At 65.4% G+C, this 15569-nt stretch carries 24 protein-coding genes; 15 read left to right on the top strand and 9 right to left on the bottom strand.

Annotation, left to right across the window (positions count from 1 at the left end; genetic code table 11):
• Positions 1-16 precede the first annotated feature (16 nt).
• From ACWDUD_RS01325 to ACWDUD_RS01355, 7 genes are read left to right on the top strand one after another with little or no spacing between them, the layout of a single operon-like run.
• Positions 17-433: a hypothetical protein gene (locus ACWDUD_RS01325; protein WP_450108116.1), complete on the top strand. Its 417-nt coding sequence runs from the start codon at positions 17-19 to the stop codon at positions 431-433.
• The gene (locus ACWDUD_RS01330) at positions 433-738 is read left to right on the top strand and encodes a hypothetical protein (protein ID WP_248676378.1); all 306 of its coding nucleotides are present in this window, start codon (positions 433-435) and stop codon (positions 736-738) included. Before ACWDUD_RS01325 ends, ACWDUD_RS01330 begins: the two co-directional genes overlap by 1 nt.
• Position 739: 1 nt before the next feature.
• Positions 740-1711, top strand: a complete 972-nt coding sequence (locus ACWDUD_RS01335) for a glycine-rich domain-containing protein (protein ID WP_450108117.1) — start codon at positions 740-742, stop codon at positions 1709-1711.
• Between the two features lie 12 nt (positions 1712-1723).
• Positions 1724-1999 (top strand): hypothetical protein, encoded by a 276-nt coding sequence (locus ACWDUD_RS01340; protein ID WP_248676777.1) that lies wholly within the window; start codon positions 1724-1726, stop codon positions 1997-1999.
• Positions 1996-2340: an LtfC-like domain-containing protein gene (locus tag ACWDUD_RS01345; protein ID WP_450108118.1), complete on the top strand. Its 345-nt coding sequence runs from the start codon at positions 1996-1998 to the stop codon at positions 2338-2340. Before ACWDUD_RS01340 ends, ACWDUD_RS01345 begins: the two co-directional genes overlap by 4 nt.
• Before the next feature lie 16 nt (positions 2341-2356).
• Positions 2357-2695 (top strand): phage tail fiber protein, encoded by a 339-nt coding sequence (locus tag ACWDUD_RS01350; protein ID WP_248676760.1) that lies wholly within the window; start codon positions 2357-2359, stop codon positions 2693-2695.
• Between the two features lies 1 nt (position 2696).
• Entirely contained in the window at positions 2697-3914 is a 1218-nt protein-coding gene (locus ACWDUD_RS01355) for a hypothetical protein (RefSeq protein WP_450108119.1), read from the top strand.
• Positions 3915-4070: 156 nt separating this feature from the next.
• Here the strand turns inward: ACWDUD_RS01355 and ACWDUD_RS01360 are convergent, their stop codons facing one another.
• From ACWDUD_RS01360 to ACWDUD_RS01400, 9 genes are all read right to left on the bottom strand, one after another.
• Complete coding sequence (locus ACWDUD_RS01360; RefSeq protein ID WP_450108120.1) at positions 4071-4868, bottom strand: DUF2510 domain-containing protein; 798 nt, start codon at positions 4866-4868, stop codon at positions 4071-4073.
• A 1212-nt stretch (positions 4869-6080) separates the two neighbouring features.
• Entirely contained in the window at positions 6081-6605 is a 525-nt protein-coding gene (locus tag ACWDUD_RS01365) for a hypothetical protein (protein WP_450108121.1), read from the bottom strand.
• The gene (locus ACWDUD_RS01370) at positions 6598-7104 is read right to left on the bottom strand and encodes a helix-turn-helix domain-containing protein (RefSeq protein WP_450108122.1); all 507 of its coding nucleotides are present in this window, start codon (positions 7102-7104) and stop codon (positions 6598-6600) included. Before ACWDUD_RS01370 ends, ACWDUD_RS01365 begins: the two co-directional genes overlap by 8 nt.
• Positions 7105-7142: 38 nt before the next feature.
• On the bottom strand, positions 7143-7595 hold the full coding sequence (locus tag ACWDUD_RS01375; RefSeq protein WP_450108123.1) for a hypothetical protein: 453 nt from the start codon (positions 7593-7595) through the stop codon (positions 7143-7145).
• Positions 7596-7731: 136 nt separating this feature from the next.
• Positions 7732-8403, bottom strand: a complete 672-nt coding sequence (locus ACWDUD_RS01380) for a DUF2637 domain-containing protein (protein WP_450108149.1) — start codon at positions 8401-8403, stop codon at positions 7732-7734.
• Positions 8404-8709: 306 nt separating this feature from the next.
• Positions 8710-9834 carry a tyrosine-type recombinase/integrase gene (locus ACWDUD_RS01385; protein ID WP_197257809.1) on the bottom strand — a complete coding sequence of 375 codons (1125 nt, stop codon included), beginning with the start codon at positions 9832-9834 and terminating at the stop codon, positions 8710-8712.
• Between the two features lie 3 nt (positions 9835-9837).
• A complete protein-coding gene (locus tag ACWDUD_RS01390; protein ID WP_450108091.1) occupies positions 9838-10716 on the bottom strand; it encodes a hypothetical protein in 879 nt (292 codons plus the stop codon).
• Between the two features lie 24 nt (positions 10717-10740).
• Positions 10741-11178 (bottom strand): hypothetical protein, encoded by a 438-nt coding sequence (locus ACWDUD_RS01395; RefSeq protein WP_197257805.1) that lies wholly within the window; start codon positions 11176-11178, stop codon positions 10741-10743.
• 84 nt (positions 11179-11262) lie between these two features.
• Positions 11263-11796, bottom strand: coding sequence for a hypothetical protein (locus ACWDUD_RS01400; RefSeq protein ID WP_450108092.1), 534 nt, complete (start codon positions 11794-11796; stop codon positions 11263-11265).
• Positions 11797-12027: 231 nt separating this feature from the next.
• Between ACWDUD_RS01400 and ACWDUD_RS01405 the strand changes: the two genes are divergently transcribed.
• The 8 genes from ACWDUD_RS01405 (at position 12028) to ACWDUD_RS01440 (ending at position 15547) form a co-directional block, all read left to right on the top strand.
• A complete protein-coding gene (locus ACWDUD_RS01405) occupies positions 12028-12312 on the top strand; it encodes a hypothetical protein (RefSeq protein ID WP_197257802.1) in 285 nt (94 codons plus the stop codon).
• Between the two features lie 32 nt (positions 12313-12344).
• A complete protein-coding gene (locus ACWDUD_RS01410; RefSeq protein ID WP_197257800.1) occupies positions 12345-12599 on the top strand; it encodes a hypothetical protein in 255 nt (84 codons plus the stop codon).
• Positions 12596-13000: a hypothetical protein gene (locus ACWDUD_RS01415; protein ID WP_450108093.1), complete on the top strand. Its 405-nt coding sequence runs from the start codon at positions 12596-12598 to the stop codon at positions 12998-13000. Before ACWDUD_RS01410 ends, ACWDUD_RS01415 begins: the two co-directional genes overlap by 4 nt.
• 1 nt (position 13001) lies before the next feature.
• Positions 13002-13253, top strand: coding sequence for a hypothetical protein (locus tag ACWDUD_RS01420; RefSeq protein WP_197257796.1), 252 nt, complete (start codon positions 13002-13004; stop codon positions 13251-13253).
• Between the two features lie 187 nt (positions 13254-13440).
• A complete protein-coding gene (locus ACWDUD_RS01425; protein ID WP_450108094.1) occupies positions 13441-13785 on the top strand; it encodes a hypothetical protein in 345 nt (114 codons plus the stop codon).
• 114 nt (positions 13786-13899) lie between these two features.
• The gene (locus tag ACWDUD_RS01430) at positions 13900-14142 is read left to right on the top strand and encodes a hypothetical protein (protein ID WP_197257792.1); all 243 of its coding nucleotides are present in this window, start codon (positions 13900-13902) and stop codon (positions 14140-14142) included.
• A complete protein-coding gene (locus ACWDUD_RS01435; RefSeq protein WP_197257790.1) occupies positions 14139-14648 on the top strand; it encodes a hypothetical protein in 510 nt (169 codons plus the stop codon). Before ACWDUD_RS01430 ends, ACWDUD_RS01435 begins: the two co-directional genes overlap by 4 nt.
• A complete protein-coding gene (locus ACWDUD_RS01440; RefSeq protein ID WP_197257788.1) occupies positions 14645-15547 on the top strand; it encodes an ATP-binding protein in 903 nt (300 codons plus the stop codon). Before ACWDUD_RS01435 ends, ACWDUD_RS01440 begins: the two co-directional genes overlap by 4 nt.
• The last annotated feature ends 22 nt before the right edge of the window (positions 15548-15569 follow it).

Genomic DNA, 15569 nt, shown 5'->3' on the forward strand with positions numbered 1-15569 from the left:
CTCGTAGGAGGCACCCATGTCGGACGGAAACGTCATCGACATCATCACCAGGCAGGTCGTCGAGAAGGTCGCCGCCGAGGTCGACGCCCGGATCGATGCGGGCGTGAAGATCGTCACCGACGAAGCGCACCGCCGGATCGACGGATACCTCGCCGAACTGCCGCGGCCGGTCGAGGCGGAGCTGGTCGCGCAGGAGCCCGCACCCGCCAAGGTGGACGCCCGGAATCGGGCCTGGCGCACCACCGTCCAGGGTGCGGTCGCTACCGTGCTGGTCGCGGTGCTGCTCGCGCTCGCCGAACTGCTCGGCACCGGCACTCTCGACCTCACCACCGGCGGCGCATGGAAGGCCATCGCGGGCACTGTCGGCGGCGCGGCCCTCATGGCCGTTCTTGCGTACGTCCAGCGGCTCGTCAGCCCGCCGAGGGACCGCTGATGGGGGAGTGGCTGCTTGCGTTGTTCTCGCCTGAGCGGATCCAGGCGTTGGGCATCGCGGCGACAAGCCTGTTGACGGCATGGATGACTCGGCAGGCGGCAGTCATCAAGCGGCTCCAAGCCGAGGTCGCCGAACTCAAAGCAGGACGCGCAGAGGACCAGCGGAAGTTCCGTCGAGCGATCTGGCTCATCCGCGACTTGCTGTCGTACGCCACTGCTCTCGAACTGTTGATGGAGCGGCACATCCCGCATGTGACCCCGCCGCAGCGCCCCGAGATCCCCGCCGAGCTGCTCGAGGAGGTGTGACGTGGAGAAGCTCCCACGCAAACGCCCGTCCGGTCACACGGACCCGATGGCGCTGATCGCTCAACACCTGCCAGGGCTCGTAGTCGATCGGATCAATCTGTTCATCCACGATCTCTTGGATCAGATGGACGGCGCGACCGGCGGCATATTCAATCTCGACGATCTCGCCGATCGCCTGTACGGCACCGAGCGTGGCCTGCAGACGAACGTGCCGCGACTCGACAACAGGATTGACCAGATCGTCCTCGAGAACATGCAGGCCCAGCTTGCCACCTACAGCTCAACGGACTGGTGGTACAAGCCCACAGACGCGAAGTTCATCAGGGTCGTAGCGATCGGCGGGGCGTCCGGTGGAGGCCGCGGAAACAACGGTGGAAACGGCGGATACGGCCGCGGCGGACGGGGCGGCTATTCGGGCGGCTGGGCGGTGTGGGAGTTCGACGCGGCAGACGTACCAGCGTCGGTGCTGTGCACGGTCGGCCCGGGCGGCGCCGGCGCCACAACGGACGGCGGGCATGGTGCAGACGGTGGCCTGTCCAGCTTCGGTGACCTGATCGCCGCTACCGGTGGATCGTCTATCAATCAAACGTACGGCGCGGCCGTCAACCCGCTGCACGACTTCACATTCCACATTCGCGGAGGCAACGGTGCATCCCTCGCCATTGCTGGCGGTAACGGCGTGCCCACACCCGGTGGGGACGGTCCGTTCGCACCCGGTGCTCCCATCGCGAACATTCTGGCGACCGGTGACCACGGCCTGCCCGGCGTGTCGGCCCTCGTCGGGCAGCTCGGCCTAGGGTCCGCAGGTTCAGGCGGAAACGGAAAGAACGGGGCAGGCAACGGAGGCAATGGGGGCCCCGGTGGTTGGCCCGGCGCCCCGGGTGGCGGTGGCGGCCACTACGAAATCGGCTTCGCGGGCAACGGCGGCAACGGTGCCGGCGGCGCCATCTTCGTGACCACCCGCTTCTACTGACAGGAGAATCCCATGGGCACAGCAACACTCGTCGACGGGGACCTCGGTGGGCATCCGGGCCCGGCGCGCCTGTACCGCATCGACCCACCGATGGCGGGCGCCGACCACATCGTGATCTACACCCGCCCACCCGCCTACGGGCAGCAGGGCCAGGTCGTGGTCGTCCTCGCCGATGACACCGGCGCGGTCCTCGGTCGTGACGTGCGTCCGCAGGCGGGCACACACGTGTCGCCGAATCCGTCGCACACGCTGGCGCTGCAACTCGCCGGATACGAGGTGGCGGCGTGAGCGGATATACCCCGATCGTCGAGCCGCTGATCCTGACCCGCGGCGCCGACTACGTGCACCGCTACAACCGGCACCCGAACGACCCGCCGTTCCCCGACGGCACGACCGCCGAGATCGTCATCACCGACGGCTCGGAGGTCGGCGCCCCCGTGATCGCGACGTGGCCGGCACTCGAGGTCACCGCGGACTACATCGAGTTCTGGGTGCAGTCCGAGGATGCCGACCTGATCGACGAGGGCCTGACCTACCAGGTGTACCCGCACTATCCGGTCGAACCGCCGGCCACCGACACCCTCGACTTCTGTTGGTACGAGGGCCAGATCGAACGCACACCCCGCTAGGAGACACCCCGTGAAAATGAGCACCGCTGTTCGCGAATCTCTCGCCGTCGAACTGTCCACCCTGGGTGCGACGTTCTCGGCGCACACCGCCGACCCCGGAACGACCGGTGACTCCGAGGTCACCGGCGGCAGCTACGCCCGCAAGACCCTGACGTGGACCGCGGGAGCGTCCGATGGTGACGTGGTCGGGTCCGAACTCGAGTTCGACATTCCCGCGTCGACGACCGTGACGCACCTGTCGTGCTGGAACGGCTCGACGTTTCAGTGGTCGCATCCGCTTGACAGCTCGGCGGTGTTCACCACGGCCGGGAAGCTGCGCGTTCCGGTGACGCTGCGGGTCCCGCAGGGCACGTAGCGTGGGCGCCTCGATCGCGCTGCGCCCGGCGCTGCCGGAGTCGACCGCCTCGGCGCCGGCCGCGAGCACGACGGTGGCCCCGCGCCCGGTCGTCGGCGTCACGATCGCGGCGCGCCCGCAGCTGGCCTCCTCGCAGTCCCCACGACCGCGGCTGCCGGAGACGACCGCGCCCGCCGGGCACATCCAGCCGGCCATCGTCGGTGTGGTCGTGCGCGCGCTGACCGTCGAGATCGACGCCGCGGTGCTGGTGGCGGCGTGGCCGATCCGCTACGCGGTGCTGACCGCGAACGTCGTGGTCGACGCGCAGATGCCGACGACGGTGGTGCCGATCCTCGAGCGCACCCTCATCGTCGAGGCTGCACCTGCCGCGCTGCTGCCGGCCTGGCCGATCCGGTACGCAGCATTGACCGCGCAGGTGCCGGTCGGTGCGCTGCTGCCCGTGCTCGGCGACGAACTCACCCGCCACCTCCTGGCCGAGGTCGCGGTCGAGGTGAGCATCCCCGCCGTGGTGGTCCACACCCGGTCGCTCGTCGTCGAGATCGACGTCGACGTCGACGCCGCGGGGACGGTGGTCCTGGCCCGGGAGCTGGTCGCCGCGGCGGCTGTGACCGCAGTGGCGCCACCTGCCGCAGTGCACACCCGCGCCCTGGTCGCCGAGGTCATACCCGCAGCGCTGGCCCCGGCCGTCCCGGTCCTCGCACGAGTCCTGGTTGCCGAGATTCCCGCCGCCGCACTCATGCCGCCGGTGCCGGTGCACACCCGCGCTGTGGTCGCCGAGGTCGCACCGACCGCGCTCGCACCCGCCACGGTGGTCACGTTCGCGGCGATGGGCGTCGACAAGGTCGGCACCCAGGACCCAGGCCGCAACACCTGGACGCGAGTCACCGGCTGGACCGTGCGCTCCGGCTACCCGGACACCGTCGAATCCGGCGGTGCCCTCATCGCCGAAGGCACCGGCGCGACCACGATCACAGCTCGCGTCACGTTCAACACCGGGGCGATCTTCGTCGAGCGACGAGCCCGTCTGATGGTCAACGGCAGCCAGGTTGCCATCAACACGCAATCGGGTCTCAGCACGGTGAAGGATGTGGGCCTGTCGTTCTCGACGACGCTGTACGACGGCGACCAGGTGTGGGTCGAGGCGTATCACGCGGCGACGACCGCGAACGAGCGGAACGTGCTCGCCGGCGCGACGAACACCTTCCTGTATTGGGACTAGGACGTCGACCCGGCGATTCCGTAACGCTCGGTCTGTTCTGTCCGATATGCCCGGTGGCCGTAGAGACCCACCCCCGATCGGTCTCTACGGCTGCTTAAGCGCCCCGCCTCCCCCCGACGCTGGAGGCGGGGCGCGCTTTCGGCGGTTAAGCAGCGGCTAGCCGACAACCTCAATCATCCGCAGGCCTACCTTCGGGACCACGGTGGAACCACCTATCTGGGTGTCATATGAGTAGGTGCCGGCGACCTCGACGTACATCTTGACGATGTCGCCCTCGACGACGTTGGCGAGAATGGCTGGATCGTAGGCGACTACCAGCGTGTTCTGGTCGTAGGAGTACTTGCTGTCCTGCCACGCGGGGGATGTGTTGGCGAGAAACTTGTCGGTTCCGGTGATGGAATCGAACTGGAAGATGTTGCCGTACAGGACAATCCTTCGGCCTGTCGCAGCGGAGGGGTTCTTCGCGATTAAGGCGAAGTCACGGTCGGTCAGCGTCTCGTAAGACGCGGGATTTCTGCGCGCTTCCTCTTCTGCACGAGCGGCGGCTGCCGCAGCCTCTTGCTCCTGCCGCCGAGCGGCAGCGGCAGCTTCAGCCGCCTGGCGTTCGGCTTCTGCCTCCTCCGGAGTCTGCGTTCTTGGCGCCGCACTGCTCGTGGTCGTGGTCCCACCAGAGGCGCTGCGAGTCGAGGATGAGCTGTCATTGCCGCCGCCAACGAGTCCAATGACAACGAACACCACGACGACTGCACCGACGATCCAGGGCCACTTCGGCTTCTTCTTGGGTGCTTGCGGATCCCCTGCCAGCGGAGCCACGTGCGGCGTGACTGCCACCGGGTTCGATGGCAGCGGATTCTCCGGAAGGGGTCGGGTGACGCCGGTCCATTGCTGTCCGTCCCAGAAGCGCAACTGGGTGGCGTCGGCGGGATCGGGATGCCAGCCGGGGGGAGGGTTCATGCGACTTTCCATTCTGCGAGGTTTGACCGAGTCGCATTTCGTACGTAATGGTTGGTTCGTTACAGTGTTACCGCAGGTCACGGCTATCTTGTGCGGTGCGGGTTCGGTGATGATTCGGCAGAATCCTGCAGCTGGCTGGAGCATCGAATTGCGAACGCCCGTAGGAGGCCGGAGCGTTCGCTCGCGACCTACGCGACTCTCATCGCCAGCCAGCGAAGCGCTCATCACTTGCGCAGCTGCGGCCCCGCTGGTGAGGGGAGGGCGCGTTATCCGCCCAGGGCCAGCAGGACTACCAGGATGATCGTGACCCTGAGCGCAACGGCGACTACCGGGTCGCCGCGCCGTGAGTTCGTGTCACCGAATAGGGGTTCGTCGCGGAGTCGCCGCTTCGGGGTCATTCGGCTCCTGCCGCAATGAAACCTCACTGGTCGGTTTGTCAGCGATGTGTTCCTCGACCACTCGGCGGTCGCTGGCGTGGCGGGGGGTGAGGGGAGGGTCCATGTGCCGCCCAGGCATGCCCCTGTCACTGCCCGGGAGGTACTGGACCCATGTCCAATCATGGCAGGGCAGCCCGCATCTGCGGTAGATCTTCGGGGAAGAAAGACCCCGTCGACGGATGCGGGGGGCGCCGACGGGGTCTGAATCGCCGCGCAGGGGATGGGCGGCGATAGTGTGGAGTCAATCACATCGCTGAGGGGGTCGGGAAATTGCTTTTGCCTAACGAAACTCCCGTTTTCACCCCATGCCGCCGCATGCCGTGAGGGCTCTATAGGGCATCCCGGGCCGTTCGGATAGAACCGCCTGGCCCGCGATCTCGTCCAATCCGGTATGGATGAGCGGCAGCAACGGGTGCGGTATTTGCTTCGCGCGATGGGAATACTCAAGCGCGCCGAGATGCTGGATGCGGGCCGGCGCTTCCCGAGCTCGGAGCTCCACCGGCCCGCGGATCAAACTCTACCGAGCGTCGAACATCTGTGCGAATGTATCGGCATGCAGTCCGTCGAGCGCAGCCCGCGCACCTGCCCGAACGGGCACCCGCTCGGTGCGCACCGGGTGCTTGTCGGATGGGTGCCATGCGACTGCACAACCGGTGCCGGCGGACACCGAACCTACGAGTGTCGGAGGTGCGGCGTCACGATCGTCCGGCCGCCGCACATCGGCCCGCCGCGGCCCGGCGTGAAGTGGTTGTAAGCAGGTGCACGACGCAACCGGTTAGACGCTTGCTTCTGCCGCTTTCGCGACCCGTTCGCCAAGTTCGATCCTTGCGCCGCGGAAATAGTCGATGGGCAGCGTTAGCACGGGGAGCTCCATCGTCCGTGCTTGTTGGTCGATCGCCGGCCGAATATAGGAGACCAGGTAAGGCAGACCGACTTCCTGAACAAACAGCGTGCCGACGTCGTTGATCTGATCCTCAATAAATGGTCCGAGTTCGGCGGGACGTTTGCCGTCTTTCCAGGTGAATTGCGCTGCGCAGTCGACCCTGATGATTGAGTCTTGTCGGACTACCTCGATCTTCAAGCGGACCGCGAACCGGCTTCCCGTGTCTTCGGCCTGCAGATCCGCTTTGACCTCGACGTGCACGGTCGTGTCGTCGTCATCCGTGCTGTCGGTGTCGGGATCGAGCTGGTCATCATCGGATTCGATTCTCTGAGCCGACAGCTCATAGAATCGCATAGCGACGGCGCCAACCCAGTCTTCCATGTCTGCAACGGCGAGCTGTGCTAGCTGGTCAGGCATGTTCGGTGTCCTCCACGATGTATCCCTCGATCACGATGTGCCGCGGGGGTGCTACGACGGTGATCCCGTTTAGATGCGGGGCCATAAATGTTGCGTCAATGTGCCGAACCCGCCGTTTTGCGCCGGATTCAACAAACGCACTCGAGCGCGGCACGACGGAGGGTTTAGTGGCCACCTCGATCCACTTACCATCATGAATGACTCGCTCGCCAGAGGCATCCTCGACGATGTGCCGCACACGCGCACCGACAGCCGCCGCGTATCGACGAATAGTCGACAGATGCGGGTCCGCACCCAGACGTTCGAAGTTCGAAACGGCTGACTTGTTTCGGCCGAGAGTCTTCGCAATGTCGTCCTGCGTGAGGTCCTTGGCGATTCGCAAGGATATGAGGATCTCGATCATGTCGCGATCGGCGCGCACCAGCTCCGCGGAGAGAACCGCGAACGTGCTGGACACATCGATGCCTAACTCAGCTTCCAGCTCCTCGAACATGCCCATGGGTTGAGGTTAACCGCAACTGGGGATCTGTGTCACATCTACGGCAACTCAGCACGTAGACTGTCGCGCCAGTCACCATATCGACGGTCTGCCTCGTCAATGTGATCGTTCTGCGCAGCTTTCCAGTCAGGGTCGTCGCGTCGCTTCGGTCCGTACAGCAAGGCGAGGAGAACGGTCGCTTTTTCCGCTGGCGCGCCGAAGTAGAGTCGGTGCTGTTCGTTTCCCTCGTCCATCTTCAGGTGGCCTAGCTGGTTGGCTGCGCGACGCATCGGCCACTTGAAGCCTCGACCGTCGGGGCCTTTGTCGTATGGCAAGCCTTCTCTGGCTGCCCGCTCCATCAGGTCCCTGAGTTCTGCCCACAATGCGGGATCTTCCCGGACAACGTCGCGAAGTTCGTCGAGGAAGTTCCTCACCCGTTGCCACTCGGTGCGGCCACGGAACAGCTGAAACCACTCATCGTCTTCGCACACACCAACTGTCGCAGTCGTCATCGCACCCCTTCAGACATGAGTCTGAATCATCGCATGATCGCGTGTGAAACTGCAGGATCGGAGGCAGTGTTGCGGTCAAGTCGTCGCGTTACGTGACGAACGCCCCCGTAGGAGCCGGGGGCGTTCGCTCGCGACCTTACGCGACACTCATCGCGAGCCAGCGACGCACTGTCGCCTCCGAGCGACCGATCTCATCGGCGATCGCATAGTTGCTCAACCCTGCCTCGTGGAGCTGGCGCGCGCGATGACGCAGTGCGTCACGCTCATCGACCGGTGCGTCATCGTGGCCGTTGATGGGCGCGGGTTCGGCCGCTGGCACGACTGTGAGCTGCGCTGATGCGGGCGACGCGGGTGCGTCATCACTGTCTATCGGCTCGGCAATAATATTTTCCGGCCGATTCTTGTCATCGGATATCGCAGCACCGGCGAGTGCCCTGGCGCGTACGATCGCCAGGTGCGTCAACGCGAGCGCCGCGACTGGCGGAACGACCGCGACGGCTGCGGCAACCCCGGGATGCACCGGCCCTGGCGGCAGCAGCAGGTGTGCGACGTTCCCGGCGATCGATACCCCGACTGCCGCCCACAGCAGGAACCAGGCGTACCGCCGCGCCGGTCCCGCGTCGAGCGTCACCGCTGCCCGCGTCGCCGCGATGATCAGCCCGTCGACGACGAGCGGCCACACCGCGGCCTGCCAGTCGCCGAGCCCGGACCGCGCCGCGATGTCCGCGAGCGCCGAGTAGGACAGGCACAGTGCCGCGGCGCCGAGCGCATAGATGAGTGCTGCGTCGTCGCGGGACACCCGAACCATCTTCACGTCATCCCCTCCAGTCGATCGAATCCAAGGCCCTCGCAGGGTAGGTCGGGAATCGGACAGATTCCGGACAGTCGGAGAGGGGGAAACCGATGGAACCGGATGGTTGCCGTCATATGAGGACATATCGAGTTCCCAGGCCACCCCGGGTGCGACTCACCTACCTGCGAGAACCGCTGGGGCACGAGTGGTTTCGAAACCCTCCGCGCCCACCTTTGCCCCTTGCCTGTTTACGCAGGTGAGGGGCGATTTTTCTACTTCCAGACAGAACCGCTCAAATGGCGGCGGACAGTTTTCGGACAGTCAAGCCGAGATCGCACCCCGTCGCGCACGGTCCAACGCGTCCGCCACGAGGTCGAGATCATCGTCGAACAAGTCGGCATACACGTCGAGTGTCATGGCCGCGGACGCGTGCCCGAGCATCCGCTGCACCGCCTTGACGTGAGCACCGGCCGACACCGCGAGCGATGCCGCTGTGTGACGTAGATCGTGTGGGGTCAGCTCGGGAACCCCGGCGGCCTTCGCGGCGGTCCGGAACCACGACCGTTGCCGCGGCCGCCGCATGAACCCGCCGTCGGTTCCCGGGAACACGAGATCGTGGCGGTCCTTCCCCTCACACAGCGCCGCCAGGTCCTCGACGAGGAACCTCGGTACTGGGATCGACCGTTCCTTCATCGACTTCGTCGTCCCGACCATCACATTCGCCCCGACCTCCACCGCGTTGCGGGAGACGATCAGCCGGCGCCGCAGCAAGTCGAGGTCGCAGACGCGAAGTCCGATCGCCTCACCCCACCTCAGGCCGCAGTACGCCAGCGTCAGCACCAACGCCGACTTGTCCCCGGCGGCACCCGCCATTTTCGCCACCTGTTCGTGGGTGAGATAGATCTTCCGCTTGGGGCGCTTGCGCGGCAGGTTCTCGATCTTCCGGGCCTTGTTCGTCACCAGCTTCCGGTCCCGCACTGCGCGGTCGAGGATGCCGGCGAGCACGGCGTGGGCGCGGATCGTGGTGGTGGCCGAGGCTGCCTTCTTGATGACGACGTCGGGGTCGTTGGGGTCGCGGATCTCGGTGACCAGGTCGGCGATCCACTCTTCGACGTCGCTGATCTCGATGGATGCGATCGGCTTGTTTCCCCACCGCGGTTCGACGTGTGTGCGCCAGGCGGAATCGAGGCCGACATATGCCGATGGCTTGAGGCGTGACTTCTTGGCGGCAAGCCAGGCTGGCGCGAGCTCGGCGACGAGAGTGCGTCCGTCCCTGGGGTCGACGTACTCGCCGTCGGCTTTGCGGACTTCGATGCGGGAGGCGAAGTCTCGGGCGGCCTCGGCGTTGGTGAATCCGGACTTGCTGCCTTGGCTGCCGTCCGGTTTCATGTACCGGACCTTGTAGCGGGTGCCTTTCGTGGTGCTGTACGACTTGACGGTGGCCATCGGTTAGGGCTGCTCTCGCCAAGCGCTCCGAACAGCAGCAGGATCTCCCGTGCCGTCGAACTTGTAATCCTGGTACCGGTCGACGCGGATCTTTCCCAGAGTCTCTTTGCCGTAGAAGTTCCAGACCGACATCGATCCCACCGCCTCTGCGTACGGCGTGACCCGGAGTGCGGTTGCCAGTTCCGTCGCGAAGTCTTTGAACTCGTCGCCGTCCAGCTCGGGCGCGCAGATGTAGAAGATGGCCGACACCATGCTCGGATCCTCTTTCCATTCGAGGGTCTGGGTGGTGACGAACTTGACATGTTCTCGCGACGGGAAGGTCGAGGTGACAGCTTCGAGTTCCGGAACCGGGGTCCCGGCGTAGTCGCTGCAATTGCTCATGTCGATGGAGGATGCTGCGATCGGCGCCGGCGAGCACGAAGCGCGATTGGGAAGTGGTTCGAATTCATATCCGCCGACGGTTAATCCAGTGCGGGCTGCTCCCAGTGAGTCCAGGGCGAATTTGCCGTTGGCTTGGCGCGCGCCGCCCTCTGCTTTCTGGCTGTCCCCACAGTCGACCTGGACGTGCCATCCGCCCACGTCAGAACTCTTGTACAGACGTCGCACTTCTTGAAAGGCGTTGCGCAGCTGCTGATCTGTGTAGTCCTGGGCGACGATCATTACGAGGTAGCCCTCGCGCTCCTCGCGCAGCCAGTATTCGGCGACGTCAGTATTGACGGCTGTCGTTGATGGACGTTCGGAGGTCGTGCTGGGATTGGCCGCTTCGGACGCAACGGCGGTGGCTGTGGTGCTGGCAGGAGTGGCAGTGGGCTCGGCATCGGACGAGCAAGCTGTAAGCGTGAGCGCCCCAGCGAGTGTGGTGGCGAGCGCGTATCTACGCATGGTCTTCCTTCCAGGGGTGATCATTCAGTTGGTCCGGCGAGCGATCTGGCGTTCGACCCACTTCCGTTCGCCGGCGGTCAGGGTGCGTATTCGGGTCAGGAGGATGTCGTGGTCGACCCACAGCTCCTCGGCGGCCTCGTCGTCGGCGCGCCCCTGGCACCACATGAGCGCGTCGACGAGCTCGGGCAGGCGGATCATCCGGCGGGCGGTGAGCTCCTCGACGACGTGTTCCTCGCGGGCCGCGAAGAACGGGTGCGGGGGTACGGGTCCGCGTTCGAGGTGGTTTATCTCGTGTGTGAGGGTGGAGCGCCGTTCTGTCTGCGAGCTGGTCTTGTCGATCTCGATGCCGCCTCGGGTGAGACGGCCGAGATTTCCGTGGGTGGGGCGGTCGACGAAGTGGACGTCAACGTGCGGAAAGTGTTGGTGCAGATGCCTCCATGGATTCCACTTGCGGCGGGACATGGAGGGATTAGAACACTTGTTCGAAGTAACTTCCACGTAACACGCTGATCTTGTAGCAGGTTGCTACACGGGAGATGGCGGTGATTAAGCGCCATCCTCCGGTCCGTCCGGGTCGGGGTGATCCCACGGTTCGCCTTCCAGTCGCCGGCGCTTCCGTTCCCGCGTCTCGCCCTTGCGTGCCGCCAGCTCGTAGCCCTCGGGCTCCTCGACGTCTTCAGGTCCCTCAGCGTCCTCGGGCTCATCGTCGACAAGGCGCAGGCCTGGATCCTCGGCGGGCAAGTCTCCACCCCTGGTGTCGTCTTGGTCGTCACGCCCTTCAAGCATTCCGTCGATGACGCGGAGGATCGCTTCTCGTTGACTACGTGACAGTCGGTGCGCCTTCTGGGGGAGCTTGAAGGGCTCGCGGACAGGTTCGCCGCGGAGCTCCCATGCCTTCTTGACGGTGATGCCGAGTGCATCCGCGATCAGTTCGGCGGTGCCCTCTTCGACGCCCTCGCCCTTCACGAATCGGCTCACGCGGTCGGCGTAGATCCCCGCGGATTCGGCGACCTTTCGCATGCTGCGGCCGGCGAACACTTCTTCCCATTGGGGCGGTAGTCCCGCTCGTTTCTTCGTCACGTCTACGAACCCTGCCTGTAGCTGTCGGTGTTGCCCAACTTCTTGTGTAGACAACGTGTCTACAAATTACCTGGCACAACGGACAACAACCTGGAGCTTCTGTGCCTCGACAGACTCCCGACTTGTAGACACCCCCGTCTACATGTTGTACTGTCGCACACAACGCACAACAAACCGTCTACACTTCGAAAGGCAGGGGAAATGCAGCACTACACAGACGGGAGGTTCTGGGTGAAGCTCATCAGCTCGAAGGCGTTCAGCCAGTACGTCGAGCACCGCGGATTCACGGTCCGTTCCCTTGCGGCGGCAACGGACAAGGAGCTCAAGAAGGCGAAGGCCATGCGCGGCGACAAGCCTGCTGGGTGCTCCCGGTCCCTCATCGGCCACCTGATGTCCGGGCATAGGAACACCTGCTTGCCGCATACCGCTCGCGCGATCGAAAGGGTTCTCGATGCGCCCGCAGGCTCTCTTTTTGTGCCCCAAGTGTTGCCCGTTGTTCGCAACACTGCTGCATAGCTTCCGATCCACTCAACCGAAAGGAGCAGTACGTGACGTCGACTCTCACCCGCGAGATCCCGCTGTCGATCGAGGACACCGCGCGGATGCTCGGCTGGCAGGGGCCCGGCACCCACACCTCGCCCTCGTACAACACCGTCCTCAAGGCCTGCCAGCGCGGCGATCTGCCCGCCTATCAGGCGGACGGACCAAACGGAAAGCGCAAGTGCCGCTGGATGATCCTGCCCTCTGATGCCATCGCATGGCGCAGCGGCAGGCTACCCGCCCGTACGAAGTCGCTCCGATGAGCACCTCGACCGACAAGCGCCCAGCAAAGGAAAAGGCCGCCCCGTATGCGGCGGGACGGCCTGACATCGAAACCCTGGAAGGAAATCGGATGCCTTACAACCTTACCTCAGACGATCTCGAAGTCGAGATCGGCGAGCTGATCGACCACTACCGAGTGGGCGCCCGCAGCACCAACTTCGGAGTTCTCTCCATCCAGCGATTCGCCTGCAACGGCAGCTGGTCGGTGCGCTTGCTCGTCGACGGCCGCTTCACGGGCGAGCACGTCGACATCTGGATCGACACCGACGGGCGCGCCTGGCATGCGATCAACGCCGATGGCCCTGAGCTGGCGACTGCATTGCTGAACGCCCGCAATCGTTTCGTCGAGTCGGCTCCGGTCGAGATGGCGAAGGGGGCCTGACATGTCGATCCTCACCCGGCCTCTCACCGACGCCGAACTCAAGGCCGCCGGCATCGAGCCCGCTCCGATCGCGCACGAGACCTTCACGCAGGTGTTCGCTGTCCACGACGGGGAACTCGAGATCGTCGACGAGGACAAGGGCGACGACACTCCTCCTGGCCCGGCGCGTATCGGTCTCGCCGTGTGGGCCTGGGCGATCACCTTCGGTGGCGCAGTCGGTGCTCTGATCTTCGCCGCGGAGGTGGCGTCGTGACCATCTTCATCGACAGTCCGGTCCGGTCGACGAACCGCGAGCGCCGCACCTGCACCTGCGCAGGCACGGCCCCGGGATTCCCTCAGCACGAGATCGGCTGCGGAACCACAGCCTTCGAGCCCGTGGGCACGCGGTGCTGCGGTTGGGCAGACGGCATCTGCGACGGTTGCCCGAAGGCGGTGGCCTGATGGCGAAGCGACAGAGCGTCCACATCCTTGAGTCTGCGCAGTTCGGTGACACCACGATGCCGGAGTACGTCATCGAACCGGCACGCCGCACCGTCGCCGCCAACGCCCGCAGCGTCGAGGATGCACGCCGGCTCCTTGAGATGCTCGGCCTCATCGAGCCTGTCATCACCGCAGAGGTTGCCGCTGGGCCGGTGAAGTGCCAGCGCCGCTGCGAGCAATGCGGGAAACCGATGCGGAACCAGGGCGAGGACCCGGGCATGTGGCCTGGGACTGTCGCCATCCGCGCCAAGGGCATGTGCGGCCCCTGCTACGACCGCGACCTGCAGGCACGCAATGCGTCGTGAGTGCACCTGCGGTGCAGCCGGGTTCGGGCATGAGCCCGGCTGCACCACGAGGCAGGACACCGACACCGACAACCACCTCGAGCTGTTGCTCGACAACGACCGAGAGGAACTGACATGGCCGTTGCCATGAGCCGGGCGCAGATCGTCGAGACGGCCCGCACCCGCGGTTGCTACCTGCGTATCCGTCACGGCAAGCACATCTCCCAGCCGCTGCCCCCGGGCCGTCCGTGGGCCGTGCAGATCGCCTTCCGCAACGTCATCAACCGTGAGGCGCTGGCAGGTTCGTTTCCCACCCACGAGCAGGCTGTCGAGTTTGCACTCGGCCGGCTCGCCGAGCTGAAGGACTTCGCACGATGAGTGCCGTCGAGAAAACTGTCCGCAACCTTGCCGCGATCGCCGCTGCGAAGAAGTTGCTGGCCGAGGCGGAGGACCGCGAGAAGGCCGCGCTGGCATCGCAGGTCACCCGCGGCACGAACTACGCGTACACGCTGGCAGGGGAGGAGCTCGGGTACGCGACGGTGCCGAAGCCGACGCAGCCGAAGCCGGTCGTGACGATCACCGATGAGGCGCAGGTGTTCCCGTGGCTGGTGGAGGCGTTCGGGCCGGACGTGATCGAGGAGCGTGTGGTGCTCACCGACCAGGGGCGCGCCTCGCTTGAGGCGTACGTCCTCGAGGCGCACAAGGCCGCCGGGTCGGAGGACTACTTCGACCTGCCGGGCGTCTCGGTGTCGGTGCCGCCCGCGAAGGCCCCGACACCGCGGTTCACGCCCGCGAAGAACGTCGTGGAGCTGGTGCGTGGCATGGCCGCCGCCGGCGAGTTGAACCTCGGCGAGGTGCTCGCACTCGAAGGTGGTGCGCAGTGACCGCTCTCAGCTTCGCGCCCGCCACCAAGGAGGCCAGCAAGGCCAGGATCGCCCTCTGCGGTCCGTCGGGTTCCGGCAAGACGTACACCGCCCTTGCGCTCGCGACCGCACTGTCGGATCGCGTCGCGGTGATCGACACCGAGCGAGGTTCCGCCTCGAAGTACGTCGGGCTCAACGGCTGGGCGTTCGACACCGTTCAGCCGGACTCGTACAGCCCACGGTCGCTGGTGGACCTGCTCGGCTTGGCGGCCGGCGGCGGGTACGGCGTCGTCATCATCGATTCGCTCTCGCACTACTGGGAGGGCGCGGACGGGATGCTCGAGCAGGTCGACCGTAAGTCCGGTGCCAACAAGTTCACGTCGGGATGGAAGGACATGCGACCTGAGGAGCGTCGCATGATCGACGCCATCATCTCCTTCCCTGGGCACGTGATCGTCACGCTCCGCACGAAGACGGAGTACGTGATCGTCGAGAACGAGAAGGGCAAGAAGGAGCCGCAGAAGGTCGGTTTGAAGCCGATCCAGCGGGACGGCATCGAGTACGAGTTCGACCTGATCGGTGAGTTGGATGTGCAGAACACGATGCGAGTGACGAAGTCCCGCATTCACACACTCACCAACGTGGTCATCCCTCTGCCCGGTGAGGAGCTTGCCCACCAGATCGACGCTTGGCTGTCGGATGGTGTGCAGGTACCGACGGCGGCCGAGTTCCGCAAGCGCGCTCTGGATCTCACGGGAAACAAGGCTGGTCTGCTCGCGCTGTACGCGGAGGTGAAGGGGCATCGGATGCTCGGTTCTCCGACGACCGACGCCGAAGGCCGGCCGGGTGTGCTCGGCGATCTGATCACCTACCTGGGTTCACAGGCTGCCGCGAAGCTCGCCGCGGTGCCGAACGACTGAACACCTGATCTTGCCGGGTGGC

This window comes from Rhodococcus sp. NPDC003382 (assembly GCF_053589135.1).